Below are 17449 nucleotides of genomic sequence, written 5' to 3' on the forward strand. Positions count from 1 at the left end.
ATAGTTATCACAATAATTATAAAAAAAGGGTTAAAGCCATGTCTAAACATCTCACATGCTGTAGTGTCATGCTGTTTTCGTTGACTGCGCAAGCGCAAGAGTTTGCGAGCAGTTATGCTGGTGACTTAGTGGTTAATGAAAATACCACACTGCCACTTCAACTTAATTTAACCGATGGGGCCGCCACCTTAGACAGTCCGGCGCAGGGGGCCTTTGGCATTCCGATAAACGAAGTCGATATAACCCAAACCCAGCTGACGTTTAGTTCATCGGTCATCCAAGCCTCATTCGATGGTAAACGTCAGGATAATGGCTGTTATCAAGGGCAATTTAACCAAGGCATGAGTTTAGCGCTAACCTTGTGTCCCGTAGATGAGTCACAACAGCCAACACCAGAACAAACCCTGGCAGAGCTACCGGTCGATGCGGCTATTATTGAGTTGACTGACGGTGAATGGCAAGTCGAACGTTTAACTTTTAACGTTGACGACAACAAGCAATATGAAATTGGTTCAGTGACTAAAACGATGGTTGCTTGGTTGTTGGCAGAAGCGCTGCAGGACGATGTCGTTAATGAGCAAACGCAATTAAAAACCTATTGGCCCAACGCCAATGAACAGGTCGGTGACATCAAACTGGTTGATATTGCCACCCACCACTCCGGATTACCGCGGTTGCCGACTAATTTGAGTTTAGATGATATCAATGACCCCTATATCGATTACGATACGGTAAAACTCAACGAAGCCGTGAGCACATCCTCTGTCGCACTACCGGCGCAATACGAATACTCAAACTTTGGCTACGGACTGTTAGCCGAAACCTTGGCAAAAGCTTATGATCAATCCTTTGAGGAATTACTCCAAGAAAAGCTTTTTAAGCCATTGGCTATGGCCAACAGTTACTTGGCATTAGCGCCAATTGATAACCCACAATTGATTGCCGGTTCGCGTATCGACGGTAGCCAAGTACCACATTGGCACTTTGACGCCCTAGCCGGAGCCGGTGCGGTTATTGCGACCGTTGATGACATGGTGGCTTACTTAAAAACGCTGATGCAGCCGCGCGATAAATGGCAGCCGGTGGTAGAAACCCTGTTAGCCGAGCGCCAGCCGTTAGGTCAATCATCACAGCAGTCTTTGGCTTGGATAAAGGAGCAGCGCGGCGATACAATGCTGGTCTGGCATAATGGCCAAACGGCAGGGTTTAGTAGCTTTATTGGTTTTACGGAAGATGGCAAGCGCGGCGTTGTTATACTTAGCAGCCGCGCCCGCAGTGTGACCGAAATAGGTAAAAAGCTCTTGCTGAATAAACCTTAAAAATTCCACATGGTCCAGACACCAAACTCGTTGGAGTCCCGATCGACTGTCGCTGACGTTTGCTCTTTATGTTTGGCAACAAAGGCGACCGTCAAATAGGACGTTGCCTTCCAGTCCCAGCCGGCTTGAATGTAGTCTTTTTCTAAGCTGGGATTAAGTCGGCGACTGGGGTTGCTGGTGTCGTAACGTAAGAACACCGAGTACTTAGGCGCGTAACGATAACTGACCCAACTGCCGCAGCCACTTTTAGCATCTTCGATGGGGGTTGCGACTTGGTTCCAGTTATTGCTATGCACGTACTCAACACCAAAACGCCACTGTTTCGACTGATAATTAACAGAGGCATTAAAGCGCTCAGCGGTATTTAGCTTATTCGCTTCGTCTTTATCCTGTGCACGTGAGCCCGTGTAAATACCCACCGCAACGTCCCAGTTAGCCGTTGCGTGCCATGCTGCGTAGGCTTCTACGTCAGCCGAGTCACCAACTGTAGGCTTTTTAAAACCCCCGCCGGTTACGACTGATGCACCATAGCTGAACTGCTCACCTTTTTGATAAAAGTGCACACCCAAATCTGTTGGGCCGGCGAAACCTTCCATTGGGTTAATGCTGGGATCCACGTAGCGGTAGCCGACTTTGCGCGCCACATAGTCAATCCAGGGTAGCGGAGCGACACCCAGCCAGAGCTTTTTATCGTCGCCGATTTTACGCTCGACATAGGCATGACGAAACCACACGTCTGTTGGATCGGCCTGCCGGCGCCATTGCACATCCGTTGTTATGACTGCGCTCCAGGTTTCGTTAAATTGATGATTCAAATCAAGATAGAAGCGTTTTAGGTCAAATTCCCAACCTTCAATCGGCACGCTGACGTCACTTTGCTGGATATTGCTGAAGTTAGCAAAGGTCTGGCTGGACAGCTCAGTTTGCTGTTCAGCCGCTGCGTTTGCGCTGATGCCTAGCGCCAACAAGGTGATTGCTAACTTTGACAAACGTAGGTTCATACGCTAATCCCTTTAATTAAAGTCCTTACAGTTTGTAGGATTATAATATATATTCTGCTAATATAATAACCATCATATGCATATGCTCATATCACATAAGGAAGTCGTTATGAAAAACTTCATTCGTCGGCGTAGTTTAATCCTCGGCAGTGCGTTTTTGATATCGCTGTCAGCCAGCGCCGCTGATGGCAATATAGACAATGGTCAACAACTGTCAATGAAAGGTGATGGTAGCGGTGCCCCTTGTATGGCTTGTCATGGCCCTAATGGTGAAGGCAATGCGGCAGGCAATTTCCCCTACATTGCGGGGTTAGACGAAGGCTATTTATTGCGTCAGATGCTGGCCTATCAAACAGGCGCCCGGACTAACGCCGTTATGAGCATGAATGTCGATAACTTTGACGAGCAACAACTGGCTGATATTGCCGCTTATTACGCGAGCTTACCCGCGCCGACCGCAACCGCAGAAATCAGCGATAAAAAACAAGCGGAACTGGGCGAGATGTTAGTCAATAACGGCAATTGGGATGAATACATTCCGGCCTGCAGTACATGTCATGGGCCCGGTAATCGTGGTGTTGACGAAAATTTCCCTGCCCTTGCCGGACAACATGCGGGTTACATTAAGCAGCAGCTTAAAGCGTGGCAAAACGGTACCCGTAAAACCGACGAAGTGCAGTTGATGGAAGCTGTTGCTAAACGCTTAAGTGACGAACAAATTGATGCGGTCGCAGCCTACCTCGCATCGCTACCTGCCGCGAAATAAGGAGTCAGAACATGGATAAATCATTAAAAGTTGCCTTATCGTTACTCGGCGCTTCTGTTGCCGGATTAGCTGTTGCGGCGGTTCAAGATCCCGGTGAAGTAAAATTACCTGAATATAAAGAAGGCGCTTATGTTCACGATGCCCCGACGCTAACTGACATTAAGACGGATCCTGATTTACACCCGGAGCTGCGCCAAGTGATCCTCAAAGGTCGTGACATGTTCATGAACACCCAGAAATATCGCGGCGAATATGTCTTTAACGACATGAGTTGTAAGTCGTGTCATATGGGTGAAGGGCGTATGCCATGGGCTGCACCGGTGTGGCCTGCAGCGACGACCCTACCAGACTTTCGTGGTAAGAATAAGCACGTTAACTCACTAGAAGAGCGCATTGCCGGTTGTTTTGCTTATTCTATGAACGGTAAGCCGCCGGAATATGGCAGCGATGACATGTTAGCGTTAGTGGCTTATCACACCTATATGGCCAAAGGCGCTAAGGTGTACGACAAAAATATTGCTGCACGAGGCTTTAACCACTTAGGTAAGCAGATGCCTGAGGACATTAGTTATGACGCTGGGCAACAGGTTTATACGGACAACTGTGCGGTATGCCACGGTGATAATGGCGAAGGAAAACGCGTTGATGGTGAGGTTGTTTTCCCCGCGTTGTGGGGCGATAACTCCTACAACTGGGGCGCTGGAATTACCCGTATCTTTACCGCGGCATCTTTTATTCAAAACAATATGCCGTTAGGCCAACCCGGTCGCTTATCGGATAAAGAGGCTTGGGACGTCGCTTATTTTATTAATGCGCACGAACGCCCTCAAGATCCGCGTTACACTGGCGATATAGAAGAGACACGCAAAAAGCATAATAACTTTTATCAGTGGTCGTTATACGGACAGGAAATTAACGGCAAAGTGCTGGGTGATCATAACAACACCGGCGAAAAACCGTTTCTTAAACCGGATAACTTAAAACCACGGACATTTGACTAAATCGCGTTTAGCGCGAGTTTAGCCCCTAAACAAGGAGGTATTGAGTGTTCTTATCATCCGTTAAAGGCCGTATGCTCAGCGCTATCGTATTGACGGTGGTGCTGATTATTCTAGCCTTGGGTTTTACCCTAAATGGTGTGCGTAGCGTTAACCAGGATTTTGAGCAGTACTTACAGGTTAACCAGGCGCGTATGGATGCACTCAATACCATGTATGGCGAGGGGTTACTGGGTGGCGTTGCCTCACGTAACAAAATCTTTAACCCCGAGCTGGAATTACCTGCCAAAGTGGTCGAAAGGACCAATAAATTATTTACCGAATCGCTAAGCTTTATTCGCTCGACCGATGACCAAGTGCATTTGAATAACGACCAGGCCTTGACCATGATCGAGCGCAACTGGGGTATTGTTATCGATGCCCGGCGCCGAGTATTACAACTGGCCGAGGCTGGCGAACAACAAGCTGCCGGCCGTTTATTAGCTACCGAAGAGAACCCCGCCTGGCGCGAAATTCGCATTGCCGTTGATGAAATAATGCAAAAAGAGCAGGCATTAACAGAGCAAGTGCAGGAGCAGGCGCAAACACAGGTTAACACCACCTATGCCACTGGCTTGATTATTGGGTTATTGGCTATCTTGGCTATCGTAGCGGTCAATTACTTTATTATCGGTTCGGTGTTGCGACGCATTCAGGCCACTCGCGAGCACCTGCAGGAGCTGTCTGCCGGCGAAGGCGATTTAACCAAACGCCTGGAAGCGGATGGCAACGACGAAATCAGTGACATGGCGGTGAGTGTTAATCGTTTTATCGAGAAAGTGCATGCTATTGTCAGCGAAGTTCGTGACTCAACTTTGCAAGTCGCCTCCGCTGCTGAAGAAGTCGCTGCGGTGTCGCACGAATCATCACGCGCTATTCACACGCAACGCAGCGAAACCGAGCAAGTCGCCACAGCCATGAACGAAATGACGGCAACGGTGCAGAACGTTGCTGAAAGTGCACTGGATGCTTCCTCTGCCGCGAACGAAGCGGATGAAGAGGCTAAACGTGGCGAGCGGATCGTTGAAGAAACTCAAACCACGATTAAATCCTTGGCCGAACGGGTCGAAAATGCCGTATCGTCGATGGAGGATGTTAATTCCAACAGCGAGCGCATTAGCGGTATTTTAGAGGTGATTAACGGCATTGCCGAGCAGACCAACTTGTTGGCGCTTAACGCAGCTATAGAGGCGGCCAGAGCCGGCGAACAAGGTCGTGGTTTTTCTGTTGTCGCCGACGAAGTACGCAACCTGGCCCATCGCACTCAAACCGCGACCCAGGAAGTGTCTGACATGATTGAGTCATTGCGCAGCGCAACCGGCCGCGCTACCAATATTATGACCGAAAGTCATGCGCAGACCGACGAAACGGTTAGTGCCGCACGCCAGGCACAAGAAGCATTACAGGTCATTGCCACCGCGGTTTCGCGCATTAACGACATGAATACCAGCATTGCTAATGCAGCCGAAGAGCAGTCGGTGGTGGCTGACGAAATTAACCAAAATGTTAACCGTATCAACGATGCCAGCGAACAAATTACCGCGGGCTCAGAGCAGACCGATACGGCAACCGCTGAATTAGCCCGACTGGCTGAACAGCTGCAATCTCAGGTTAATCAGTTTAAGTTGTAAGTTAGGGCTCAACGCTCCCGTCAAGGCTGTGTAAAAACGCTTGCAGTTGAGTGAGCTCTTCTCGGCTTAGGTTAAGTTCGTTAATTAATGGCGATAGTTTGGCGTAAGGTATGCCACTATCGTCATTAGGATCCGGCGCATTTTGCCACCAACCATCGTTATACAGGTTTAACAGCGCCTCCAGACTGCGGGCAAAGCCGTTGTGTAAATACGGTGCCGTCGCGCTTACCCCGCGCAACCCGGGGGTACGAAAAGCGCCGACGTGCTCAGGCTTGGCGGTTACCGCATAACGCCCTTTAAAGTTGCCCTGGTGATGAAAGCTAGAACCTAAATGATGAAAGTCATTATCGGTGAGTAGCGCGCCATGGTGGCAATTCATACACTGCCCTTTAGTGCGAAATACATGCAAACCTTTAATTTCTGGTGCGGTTAAGGCTGTGCGATCGCCCCGCATAAACTGATCAAAGCGCGTGTCGGTTAGGGTGATGGTGCGCATATAGTTTGCTATCGCGGTCGCTATTCGGCCGGCATTGATTTGCGTGTCGCCAAAAGCCGCCTCAAACTGAGCGCTATAGTTACTGTTATTTTGTATGCGTTCGACCGCCGCAGGTATGTTGGCCGCCATTTCGATGGGGCTTTGCCAGGTTTGTATCACCTGCGCTTCGAGTGACTCTGCACGACCATCCCAGAATAGCTCTGATAAAAACGCCACGTTAATGATGCTGGGGGTGTTGAGATCGTGTTGTTGCTGTTGATGCCCGATGGCCTTGCGCTTGCCATCGGCCCAGCGCTGCTCGGGATCATGGCAGCTGGCACAGGAAATTTGCTGCGACTTAGACAGCAGCGGCTCAAAAAACAACGCTTTACCGAGCTCACGCTGAGCTCGGTTTACGACTTTTTTGCGTGGGCTTCCTGTTGTCGTGGTAAGGCTGCCAACGGCGTCGCCGTTACATTACTGTCAACCATTGCCGCAGGCCACTGCGATTGAGGTCCCCGATAGATTTGTACCAACGGGTCCTGTTCCGACTCCCAGCGCTGTTGCGGGTACGACGGTAACGGCAAAGGCTGATTGGGGTTTGCGATGCCCTGCTCGATGGCGGTGACGATATCGCTATGCACTTGATTGCGAAATTTAGCTACGGCCATCCATTTATCGATAAACGCTTGCGGTGGCTGTTTGGCGCCGGAGTCTTTATAAGCTTTTAAATGCGGAGCAACCCAGTCGTAACCGGCTTTTACGCGTTGCGCTTGACGCTGGCTGAAGTCGTTAAGTTGTTGTTGCTGTGCCTGGCTTAACTGGCTTTTATCAACGCTCTGGTAGGACTGCTCGATAAAATACTGGGTGAATTCCTCGGTAGAGTGCTTTGACGCATTGGTCCAGTGTTGCCAATCGCCAAAATTATCAATTGCACCTGTTTCCGCATCGATAATGATTACCGTAGGTGTGCCGTAATACATAGGTTCATCATAAGCTTTTACGATATCGTACCCGCGTTCAAAGTAGCCGACGTCTATCGGCTGAACTTGGTAGTTTTGCTGTAGTTTTTGACTAAATTCAGATTGATTAAACTGTTGCAGCAAGGCGATGCTGTCACCACACCAATTAGCACCTAACACCAGCATCAGGTCTTTACCTTCTGCCGCGGCTTGCTGCTGCCATTGTTTTAGCTGCTGCGGGTCTGGGTTTTGACCGTCAAACTGCCACTCTTGTGCTAGTGCTGATGTACATACTAATGCGACTACGACCAATAAATACTTCATGCTTGCGCCTTACCACCTAATACTTTGTGTAAAAATATACCGTACTTTACGAATGATTTATATCATGATTATTAAAGCGTTTTTCTCTGTGGCCTCTGCGCTCTCTGTGTTTCAGTGTTTTGGTTTTTTGGTCAGCGGTTTTTGCAAAGCGCGACCAGCCAGTCACCGAGGGCTTGCAGACCGGGTGATTTCGGCGTTGATGCGGGGTACACAAAATAAAAGCTGTCGTCGGTGCGAATGCCGTGAAACGGTAACTCGAACAGGCTTTCGGCACGTTCTTGCTCGGTCGTCATGAACTCGTTAAGTAAGGCAATGCCCTGGCCGTATTTGGCGGCTTCGGCAGCCAGTAACAAATGACTAAAATGATGCACTTTCGCGTCAGTTGGCAGCACAATACCGGCTTTTTCGAACCAACGCTGCCAGTCTGTTCCCGGCTGACCGCTGGCAAACGCAGAAATCGCCGATAACAACGGAAACCGCCTCAGATCGGCCACGTCTGATAAGCGACTGGCCTCGTTCCAAAGGGCTTTTGAGCAATAAGGTTTTAGCGTTTCGTCATATAAATGATAGCGCACAAAACCTGCGCCGGGCGGCATCGTGGTAATAAAGCAGTCGGCCCACTGGCTATCGAAATGGCCGTCTTTGGTCAGCATTTGCAGCGTCAGTTCGACATTGGGATAACGCTCGCGAAAGTCATCCAGTGCCGGGATCAACCATTTGACTGCCAGTGACCCGTGTACAGCCAAACGCACCTGGCGTGAATCATCCTGCTGGAAATTGCGGGTGGCGTGTTCGATGCTATTGATGGCGCTAGCCACTTCGTTAAAATAACTTTCGCCAACCGCTGACAACAAGGTTTGTCGGCCGCGCCGCACAAACAGATCCGCACCTAGCAGCTCTTCTAGTAAGCGAACCTGGTGACTTACCGCACTTTGTGAAACAAACAGCCGTTCTGCCGCTTTCGAAAAACTTTCGCAACGGGCGACTTCGACAAAGTAATGAATGGCTCTAAACGGCAAACTCATTTTATCTAATTACCTCATGATTAAATGATTTTATATCATTTTATTTAATAACTAGCCTGACCTAAAATGGCCACCAATTCAAGGGTGACTATCAGGGAGGTATCTATGGATCGTTCATTGGTTTGGGCTATTTTGTTGTTAGTGCTGGGCAATAACGTGGTGATCCTGTCGGACTCGTTGATTAAGTTACTGGATGGTTTTGAGGCGCCGTTTCAGTTTGTTTTGTATCGTCAGCTGAGTGCAACGTTGATGTTGCTGCCGGTCATCCTGCTGCTTAAGCGGCCACTGTTGCCGAAGAATTTGCGTTGGCATGCCACTCGGGCACATATTTTTTTACTGGGCACGGTGTTTATGGTGATTTCGCTGACCACTCTGCCGCTGGCTACGGCTAATGCCATATTTTATGCCGCGCCGGTGATTACCGTCGTGCTGGCTCGGTTGTTATTTAAAGAGCGCGTGACGATTTTGTCATTGTCTACGGCAGCCCTGGGCATGGTGGGTGTATTAGTTATCGTCAATCCGACCTCGGCCAATATCTTTGCGCTGGCGGCGCTAGTGGCAGCAACCACACTGGCGTTGAATAATTTACTGATTAAAAAGTTACCAACAGAGCACAGCATTATTGATACGCTTTATTTAACCAACTTGTTGGGGATACCGACGGCAGCTGCGTTTGCATTGTTCGAGGGCGCTGCATTTAACCCGGATACGTTATTGATTGCGGTTGGATCGAGTTTATTTGCGATGGTGTATGCGGGCACTTGTGTGTATGCGTATCGGGCGGCTGAGAGTAATAAAGTGACCAGTGCGGAATATACGGGGTTAATTGGCGCCGTGCTGCTCGGTATGTTGTTTTTTGCCGAACAGCCCGACGCGCGCTTTTACATTGGTAGCATGCTGATTGTCGTGCCGTTGACTTTGCTGACGCTGAAGTCGCGAGCCTAACGTGCGTCGGGACGCACGCTACGGGGGCTCAAATGATCCAGCTACCGCCGACGCAGGCGACGTTGGGCAGTGCCAGGTAGTCTTTGTAGTTGGACTCGTTGATGCCGCCGGTCGGGCAAAAGGTGATATCGGCTAATGGTGCGCTAATGGCTTTGAGTAGTTTAACGCCGCCAACAGCTTCGGCCGGGAACAGTTTGAATTCAGTATAACCATACTGCATGCCATTCATAGCCTCAGAAACCGTCGCAACCCCCGGAATTAATGGGATATCCGACTCGGCCCCGGCTTTTAATAAATCATCCGTAGCACCCGGGCTAATCGCAAATTGTGCGCCGGCAGCGATGACTGACTGCAGCTGTTCGTCGTTAAGCACAGTGCCAGCACCGACCAGTGCATGTGGCAGTTCACGGCGCATTTCTTCAATCGCATGAATGGCGGCAGAAGTGCGCAACGTCACCTCTAATACTTCAAAGCCTTGCTTATAAAGCTTACGGCCCATTTCTACCGCGCTTTCAACGTCGTTGACGGTCATCACCGGGATCACCGTCGCACGTTCAAATATGTCTTTTGCTGTCATTATTAATTCCTAAGCGGTTTGCTTGCGCTGTGCACGATGCTGCAAGCGCTGTTTTAAATATTGTGCGACCCCACGCATACCCGCGTGTTCGGCGGTTATGACGTAACAGGGGATAGACTCTGCTAAATTACAGAAGCGCCCTTTTTGCTCGAAGCGCGCACGAAATTCTGAGTTCGCCATCATTGGCAGTAGTTTAGGTACCACGCCACCGCCAATATAAACGCCACCGCGGGTATTCAACGTTAACGCCAAATTACCGGCAAAACTGCCTAAGCTGGCAAAAAATTGTTCTACTGCTTCTACCGCAATCGCGTCACAGCCGCTTAGAGCACGAGCGCCAATGGTCTTAGCACGCAACGGCGGTACCGGGCGATCATGATAAGCCGCGATGGCCTGGTAAAGGTTTTCGAGACCGGGGCCCGAGAGCACCCGCTCTGCTGACACTCGGCCCTCAAAGCGATGTGAGAGAAACTCATAAATCGCCCATTCTTTCTCGTTCAGCGGAGCCCAGTCTGCATGTCCACCCTCACCGGGCAGCGGCATTACGTCGCCATTGGGCAAGGTGATCAGGTGGCCCACGCCTAATCCGGTACCGGCACCCAGTACTGCTTTGGGCGCATCGTCATGTTTGTGACCGCCGCCGATTTTCTTTTGCTCTTTCTTATCCAATGTAACCAAACTCATTGCCGCAGCAGCGAAATCGTTTAACACGATAAAGCTCTTAAGCCCCAGCGCGCGCTTAGTTCCCTGCACAGAGAACTGCCAGTGATGGTTGGTCATTTGAATAGAGTCAGACTCAGCCGGACAGGCAATAGCGATGGCGACGTGTTCTAACGGCACATCCTGCTGCTCGCGATACGCAATCATAGCGTCGGTCAGATTCAGGTAGTCCGCACAAGGGAATACCTGAATACGGTCTAACTCGAAAGTTTCTAAATTAATGCGGCCAAATCGGGCGTTTGTGCCACCGATGTCCGCGACTACCGCGAAACCATCGATAATTGGCGTATGTTCGCTACTCACCATGCTCTTTGTCGTCCTTAAATAACACACTAGCGCCCTGCTCGGCACCACTAAAACTGGCGCGTAGATTACCAAATAATTCACGTCCCATGCCAAAGTGGCTGTCAGTTAAATCAATTTTTTCTGGTTCGCGCTGTTCAAGCTCGTTGCTATCGACTAACAATTCCAGCTCGCCGGTTAAAAAGTCGAGCTTAACCATATCGCCGTCTTTAACCTTGGCAATCAAGCCGCCATCGACCGCTTCCGGCGTTACGTGGATAGCTGCAGGCACTTTACCTGAAGCACCCGACATGCGACCGTCAGTCACCAACGCCACCTTATAACCACGCTTCTGCAATACGCCCAGTGGCGGTGTCAATTTATGCAACTCCGGCATACCTATAGCCTTGGGGCCCTGATATTTGACCACAACCACACAATCTTTATTTAAGTCGCCAGCGTTAAATGCCGCGTCCAGATCGTTTTGGTCGGTAAATACAACCGCGGGTGCCGTTATAGGCTCGGCTTGTTCAGGCAATGACGAGGTTTTGATAACAGCACGCCCCAGGTTGCCGCTTAATACTTTTAAACCACCATGGTCGCTAAACGGATTACTGACTGGGCGCAGCACGTCCTCGTCCAGTGATTCTTTATTGATCTCAACCCAATTTAACTTACCGTCCTCGCCCAGTTCCGGCTTCTTGGTGTAGAGATCCAGTCCATGACCAACGACCGTTTCCACGTCGTTATGCAACAGACCCGCATCGCGTAGTTCGCGCGTCAGGAATGCCATGCCACCGGCACGCTGGAAGTAGTTGATGTCAGCCTGACCATTGGGGTAAACACGCGTCAGCATCGGCGTGACATCTGACAAGGCTTCAAAGTCACTCCAATTGATATCGTATCCCGCCGCCTTAGCAATGGCGACTAAGTGCATCGTGTGGTTAGTCGAACCACCCGTCGCTAACAAACCGACAATACCGTTTACCAGTGTTTTAGCGGTTACAATTTCGCTGATCGGACGGTAATCACTGCCCAAGTCGGTAATACGAGTCACGTGCTGAGCGGCTGCACGGGTCAGTGCTTCGCGCAAGTCGTTACCCGGATTAACGAACGAAGCTCCAGGCAAATGCAGGCCCATCAACTCAACCACTAACTGATTGGAGTTAGCCGTGCCATAAAACGTGCAGGTACCAGCCGTGTGATACGAGGCCGACTCGGCATCGAGTAGTTCCGCTTTACCAACTTTACCCTCGGCATACAATTCACGAATACGGGCTTTTTCGCTATTGGGAATACCCGATGGCATAGGCCCCGCCGGTACGAAGATAAACGGCAAATGACCAAAGCTCAGTGCGGAAATAAGCAATCCCGGTACGATTTTATCGCATATGCCCAACATTAAGCCGCCATCAAACATGTTGTGCGACAAGCTCACCGCACTGGCCATGGCGATCACATCACGGCTGAGTAGGCTCAGATCCATGCCCGGCTGGCCCTGCGTTACGCCGTCGCACATAGCCGGCACGCCGCCCGCTACCTGTGCAACACTGCCTACTTCACGTATCGCCTGTTTAATTTTATCAGGATAATCGTGGTACGGCTGGTGCGCCGACAACATATCGTTATATGCCGTGACGATACCAATGTTGGCTTTGGTCAGACTGCGCAGCTCTTGTTTGTCGTCTTTACCACAGGCGGCAAAGCCATGGGCTAAGTTACCGCAAGACAATGCGCCGCGATGCGGCCCTTGTTTGCGGGCTTTTGCCATGCGTGCCAGGTAATCTTTGCGACTGGCCGCGCTGCGTTTTTCGATACGCTCGGTAACGGCGGCTACTGTTGGATTCATAATTGCTCCTGATCTTTTTTGGTCGCTTGCGTGCGAGTAGCTTGCGCCTCAGGCGCAAGTTACATGGCTATCTGGTAGCTTGCGCCTCAGGCGCAAGCTACGCTGCGTAGTAAACCTCAGTGGGGACTTGCTGCTGGTGCAAGAATTCACCGATAGGCAAAATAGCCTTTCCACTCTCTTCGACCTGTTTAAACACTTGCAGCTTGTTTTCGCCACAAAAGTGCAAATAAATATTGCGACTGTTCATGATACGTGACTTGGTTAAACTAACCCGTGCATACGGCGCCTTAGTTGGCTGCGTTGCAATAACCGCATCATTAGCCGTTAAGCCTTGTTGCAGCTCGGCGCAATCCGGAAACAGCGAAGCGGTATGACCATCATCGCCCATACCTAAAATAATCACGTCAAACTCAGGCAGTTCGTTTAACTGTTCAGACAAAACAGGGGCTGCATTCTGAGCCTTTTCATGACCCGTATACAAGCTAATATAATGCGCTTTAGCCGCTTTGTTTTTTAATAGCACGGTCTTGATTAGCTTATCGTTGCTGTCATTAGAGTCGGGTAATACCCAACGCTCATCGGCCAACATAATGGTCACGTGCTTCCAGTCGATGTCAGTTCGGGATAACTTTTCGAATAAAGGCTTAGGTGTATTGCCACCCGAAACCACGAGATAGGCATGCCCGCGCGCTGCGATAGCATCACTGAGTTGCGCACTAACGCGTTGGCAAAGCTGTTCAGAAAGTTGTTCGTTACTGGCAAAGGTTTTCACTGATTTGTCCTCGTTATTCATCTTTTTTAATCTCTTTATTCGTCCCATTCACGACCATCTTGTGCCAACAGACTCACCGAAGCGACCGGACCCCAGCTTCCCGCAGGGTATGGCTTAGGTGACTCGTCGGTGGTCTCCCATGCAGCAATAATGCCGTCAATCCAATTCCACGCTTGTTCGACTTCCTGGCGATGCACGAATAAGTATTGATTACCGTGCATCACTTCCAGTAATAAGCGCTCATAGGCATCCGCGATACGCCTTTTCTTGAAGGTTTCGTCAAAGCTCAAGTCCAGGGTGGTCGCTTTTAGCTGCATCTGCTTACCCAGCCCCGGTATCTTGTTGATCATCTCAACTTCTACACCTTCGTCGGGCTGTAAGCGGATAACCAGTTTATTTGGGGGCAAGTCAGGCAATGTTTCGTGGAAAATATTATGTGGTTGCTTTTTAAACGTAATAACGACTTCACTACGTTTTTGCGGCATGCGTTTACCCGTACGCAGATAAAACGGCACACCGGACCAACGCCAGTTATCGATATAGGCTTTTAACGCGACAAAGGTTTCGGTTTCGCTGTTCTCTTTAGCACCCTCTTCGTCCAGGTAACCGGGTACTTTGGTTTCGCCGGCAAAACCTTTCGCGTACTGGCCTCTTACGGTCAATTGCTGACTATTGCTGGCATTAATAGGTCGTAACGACTTTAGTACTTTGAGCTTTTCGTCGCGGATGCTCTCGGCGTCTAAACGCGACGGTGGCTCCATAGCAATAAGCGATAACACCTGCAACAAATGGTTTTGCACCATGTCGCGTAACTGACCAGCGTCATCGTAATAACTCCAGCGCCCTTCAACACCGACCTGCTCTGCTGCCGTTATTTGAATGTGGTCGACCGCGTTATGATCCCAGTTGTTGGAAAACAGCGAATTGGCGAACCGCAACGCTAACAGGTTAAGTACGGTTTCTTTACCCAAATAATGGTCAATACGATAAATCTGGGTTTCGTTAAAATACTGGCCAACTTCCTCGTTAATGTCTTTTGATGACGACAAGTTATGACCGATGGGCTTTTCCAGTATCACCCGCGTTGGTTCAGCGGTCAGGCCTACGTTGTGTAGCCCTTTACAAATCGTGGCATAAAGCGCAGGCGGCGTGGCCAGGTAAAAGATGCGCTGATGCTGTTTTTGCTCAAGGCATTGCTGCAGCGATTGATAACTCGCGTTATCCGAGAAATCCATACAGACATACTGAAAGCGCTTACAGAAGCGCGCCATCGAATCATCGTCGCGCTCGTTTTCCGCCACAAATTGCTTCAACACGTCGTTAACACGCTCAGTAATTTGTGCCGCCGGCATGTCTTCGCGGGCGACGGCAATAATGCGGCTTTGTGGTTCGATAAGTTGAGCACGTTCCAGCTGATACAAGGCCGGGATTAACTTACGCCGGGACAAATCCCCAAGCGCTCCAAAAAGCACCATGTCACAACAGTTCGGGCAATCATTTGGCATTGCTTTTGTCCACTTTCAGTTGAATGGTTTGAAATCGTTTTTTATTAATTTTTGTAATTTTACTACATTTCTATTCACACTTTAGCAACGTTTAGGTTAGCATGGCAAATATTAATGTAATTAAATTACAAAAACGAACAACGCTTTGTTGGAGCTTTTGCCCATGAATATAGTGCAAACGGTGAAGGATCGCCTGTCAGACTTGAGTAAAAATGAATATAAGGTAGCGCAGCAGGTATTGCTCGATCCCGAAGCTATTATTCATGTATCGACGGCGACGCTGGCTAAACAGGCCAATGTCAGTGAGCCCACCATTAACCGCTTTTGTCGCCGCATTGGCTGCAAGGGCTACCCTGACTTTAAGTTGCAACTAGCACAGCAACTGGCTAAGGGCGCCTCGTACGTTAACTCGCAAATTGACGATGACGATAACGTATCCACGGTTACCGATAAGATATTTTCGTCGACACTTTCTGCGCTTGCCAATACCCAGCGCACTTTGGACCACGCAGCCATCGAAAAAACCATTAGTTACCTAAAGGATGCTCGCAAGATCTCGTTTTTTGGATTTGGCGCATCAGCATCGGTCGCTCATGACGCACAGAATAAGTTCGCCCGTTTTACCACGCCGGCGATTTTCTCTGATGATGTATTGGTGCAAAAAGTCGCTGCCCTGAACAGCTTACCGGGCGACGTTATCGTTTGCTTTAGCCACACCGGACGTACCAAAGCGCTATGTGAAATTGCGCAGCTGGGCTATGACAATCAGGCCACGGTTATTGGTATTACTGCCAAAGGCAGTCCCCTGGCTAAGTACTGCCATGTCGTGGTTAGTACCGAAGTCCCTGAAGATACCGATCAATATATGCCCATGGCATCTCGTATTGCGCAGATGGTGCTGATCGATGCCATCGTCGCCGGCTTTGCGCTTGCGCATGGCGAAGAAATTAAACAACAACTAGCTCGGGTTAAAGCCGGGCTCAAAGATTCACGTTTTCCACCGCAGTAAGAAGGATTCATTATGACAATTAAAGTTGCAATTAACGGTTTTGGCCGTATCGGTAAAAACATCGCCCGCGCTATCTTTGAAAGTCAGCGCAATGATCAGTTTGAGGTTGTCGCCATTAACGATTTGGGCGCTCCTGCTACGCTGGCACATTTATTAAAATTTGATACCGTGCATGGCCAGTTTAATGCTGACGTTCGTGCCGACGAAAACGCCATCTATATTAATGACCACAAAATTAATGTTTATGCCGAGCGTGACCCTAAAAATTTACCCTGGAAGCAATTGGGCGTAGACGTGGTGATGGAATGCACCGGTTTATTTACTAACCGTGACGGCGCCGGACAACACCTGACAGCGGGAGCTAAAAAAGTAATAATTTCAGCGCCGGCAAAAGACGTTGACGGTCTGTTCGTGTATGGTGTTAACCATCAGGATATGAAGCCTGATATGACCATTATTTCTAATGCGTCTTGCACCACCAACTGTTTGGCGCCGATTGCTCAGCCGCTTAACGAATCCCTGGGTATTGAAAGCGCACTGATGACAACGGTTCACTCATACACCAATGATCAATGTCTGCTGGATGCCTACCACAGTGATTTACAGCGTGCCCGTGCCGCTGCGCAGTCAATGATCCCATCAAAAACCGGTGCAGCCGCAGCCATTGGTAAAGTTATTCCAGAGCTTGATGGCAAGTTCGACGGCCTTGCTGTGCGGGTTCCAACACCCAATGTGTCACTCGTAGACCTTAGTTTTATTGCCAATCGCGACACCAGCGTTGAAGAAGTCAACAAAATTGTACAGCAAGCGGCTGCAAAATCGCCTCTGAGTGCTGTACTCGATGTTAACGAGTTACCTTTGGTGTCGAGCGATTTTAACCATAACCCGGCATCCAGTGTTTTTGATACGCACCAAACCCGGGTCAACGGACGTTTAGTTAAAGTGATGGCTTGGTATGACAACGAATGGGGCTTTAGCAACCGTATGCTGGACAATGCAGCACATTTGATGTCGCTCAGTTAAGTATTTATTAAGGTTTTTTATTGTAATAATTTGTGCTGATTCATTGACCATGTTAATTTCTTGTTCTACTTTATAAAAGCGCTTACATTAAAAAATGTAATATTCGTCTAAAATAGCTAACAACAAGAATGTGTGACTGCTCCCCGCCCTAACGGGCGAGGCTTCCAAATTCTCAGGCAGCAACCGGCGCGTGGCCGGATTTACGCAAGCCTCCATTGGCAGGAACC

Annotated in this window: 16 protein-coding genes and 1 pseudogene; 7 read left to right on the top strand and 10 right to left on the bottom strand. The window is 49.5% G+C overall.

What is annotated here, in order from left to right; genetic code table 11:
- Positions 1-38 precede the first annotated feature (38 nt).
- Positions 39-1319: a serine hydrolase domain-containing protein gene (locus tag DEU29_RS11205; RefSeq protein WP_133540446.1), complete on the top strand. Its 1281-nt coding sequence runs from the start codon at positions 39-41 to the stop codon at positions 1317-1319.
- Here the strand turns inward: DEU29_RS11205 and DEU29_RS11210 are convergent.
- Positions 1316-2320, bottom strand: coding sequence for a hypothetical protein (locus DEU29_RS11210; protein ID WP_133540447.1), 1005 nt, complete (start codon positions 2318-2320; stop codon positions 1316-1318). The two genes, DEU29_RS11205 and DEU29_RS11210, sit on opposite strands and share 4 nt — an antisense overlap.
- A gap of 109 nt (positions 2321-2429) precedes the next feature.
- On the opposite strand from DEU29_RS11210, the gene DEU29_RS11215 reads away from it, so the two are divergent.
- The 3 genes from DEU29_RS11215 to DEU29_RS11225 are packed head-to-tail and all read left to right on the top strand — an operon-like array spanning position 2430 to position 5754.
- Complete coding sequence (locus DEU29_RS11215; protein ID WP_133540448.1) at positions 2430-3086, top strand: c-type cytochrome; 657 nt, start codon at positions 2430-2432, stop codon at positions 3084-3086.
- An 11-nt stretch (positions 3087-3097) separates the two neighbouring features.
- Positions 3098-4087, top strand: coding sequence for a c-type cytochrome (locus tag DEU29_RS11220; RefSeq protein WP_133540449.1), 990 nt, complete (start codon positions 3098-3100; stop codon positions 4085-4087).
- 44 nt (positions 4088-4131) lie between these two features.
- Positions 4132-5754 carry a methyl-accepting chemotaxis protein gene (locus tag DEU29_RS11225; RefSeq protein WP_208107638.1) on the top strand — a complete coding sequence of 541 codons (1623 nt, stop codon included), beginning with the start codon at positions 4132-4134 and terminating at the stop codon, positions 5752-5754.
- A gap of 1 nt (position 5755) precedes the next feature.
- Here DEU29_RS11225 and DEU29_RS14215 read toward each other — a convergent pair whose 3' ends face one another.
- The 4 genes and pseudogenes from DEU29_RS14215 to DEU29_RS11240 all read right to left on the bottom strand — a co-directional run bounded on the left by DEU29_RS14215 (position 5756) and on the right by DEU29_RS11240 (position 8540).
- Positions 5756-6208, bottom strand: coding sequence for a cytochrome-c peroxidase (locus DEU29_RS14215; protein ID WP_347813157.1), 453 nt, complete (start codon positions 6206-6208; stop codon positions 5756-5758).
- Positions 6206-6625 (bottom strand): annotated as a pseudogene (locus DEU29_RS14220) (cytochrome-c peroxidase); the annotation flags it as partial. The gene DEU29_RS14215 and the pseudogene DEU29_RS14220, both read right to left, overlap by 3 nt.
- A gap of 17 nt (positions 6626-6642) precedes the next feature.
- On the bottom strand, positions 6643-7515 hold the full coding sequence (locus tag DEU29_RS11235) for a thioredoxin family protein (RefSeq protein WP_133540451.1): 873 nt from the start codon (positions 7513-7515) through the stop codon (positions 6643-6645).
- A 131-nt stretch (positions 7516-7646) separates the two neighbouring features.
- Complete coding sequence (locus tag DEU29_RS11240; protein ID WP_133540452.1) at positions 7647-8540, bottom strand: LysR substrate-binding domain-containing protein; 894 nt, start codon at positions 8538-8540, stop codon at positions 7647-7649.
- Between the two features lie 105 nt (positions 8541-8645).
- Between DEU29_RS11240 and DEU29_RS11245 the strand changes: the two genes are divergently transcribed.
- Positions 8646-9485 (top strand): DMT family transporter, encoded by an 840-nt coding sequence (locus tag DEU29_RS11245; RefSeq protein WP_133540453.1) that lies wholly within the window; start codon positions 8646-8648, stop codon positions 9483-9485.
- A gap of 28 nt (positions 9486-9513) precedes the next feature.
- Here the strand turns inward: DEU29_RS11245 and DEU29_RS11250 are convergent, their stop codons facing one another.
- The 5 genes from DEU29_RS11250 to zwf form a co-directional block, all read right to left on the bottom strand.
- Positions 9514-10062: a bifunctional 4-hydroxy-2-oxoglutarate aldolase/2-dehydro-3-deoxy-phosphogluconate aldolase gene (locus tag DEU29_RS11250; protein ID WP_133540454.1), complete on the bottom strand. Its 549-nt coding sequence runs from the start codon at positions 10060-10062 to the stop codon at positions 9514-9516.
- A 9-nt stretch (positions 10063-10071) separates the two neighbouring features.
- Complete coding sequence (gene glk / locus DEU29_RS11255) at positions 10072-11088, bottom strand: glucokinase (protein WP_133540455.1); 1017 nt, start codon at positions 11086-11088, stop codon at positions 10072-10074.
- A complete protein-coding gene (edd, locus tag DEU29_RS11260) occupies positions 11078-12913 on the bottom strand; it encodes a phosphogluconate dehydratase (protein WP_053952283.1) in 1836 nt (611 codons plus the stop codon). Before edd ends, glk begins: the two co-directional genes overlap by 11 nt.
- Positions 12914-13010: 97 nt before the next feature.
- The gene (pgl, locus tag DEU29_RS11265) at positions 13011-13706 is read right to left on the bottom strand and encodes a 6-phosphogluconolactonase (RefSeq protein ID WP_053952284.1); all 696 of its coding nucleotides are present in this window, start codon (positions 13704-13706) and stop codon (positions 13011-13013) included.
- A gap of 14 nt (positions 13707-13720) precedes the next feature.
- Entirely contained in the window at positions 13721-15190 is a 1470-nt protein-coding gene (gene zwf / locus DEU29_RS11270) for a glucose-6-phosphate dehydrogenase (RefSeq protein WP_133540456.1), read from the bottom strand.
- A gap of 163 nt (positions 15191-15353) precedes the next feature.
- Here zwf and hexR point away from each other — a divergent pair, with 163 nt between their 5' ends.
- Positions 15354-16199 (top strand): transcriptional regulator HexR, encoded by an 846-nt coding sequence (hexR, locus tag DEU29_RS11275; protein ID WP_133540457.1) that lies wholly within the window; start codon positions 15354-15356, stop codon positions 16197-16199.
- A 12-nt stretch (positions 16200-16211) separates the two neighbouring features.
- Positions 16212-17222 (top strand): type I glyceraldehyde-3-phosphate dehydrogenase, encoded by a 1011-nt coding sequence (gene gap / locus DEU29_RS11280; RefSeq protein WP_133540458.1) that lies wholly within the window; start codon positions 16212-16214, stop codon positions 17220-17222.
- Positions 17223-17449: the final 227 nt, after the last annotated feature.

This window comes from Idiomarina aquatica, assembly GCF_004362895.1.
GTDB lineage: Bacteria > Pseudomonadota > Gammaproteobacteria > Enterobacterales > Alteromonadaceae > Idiomarina.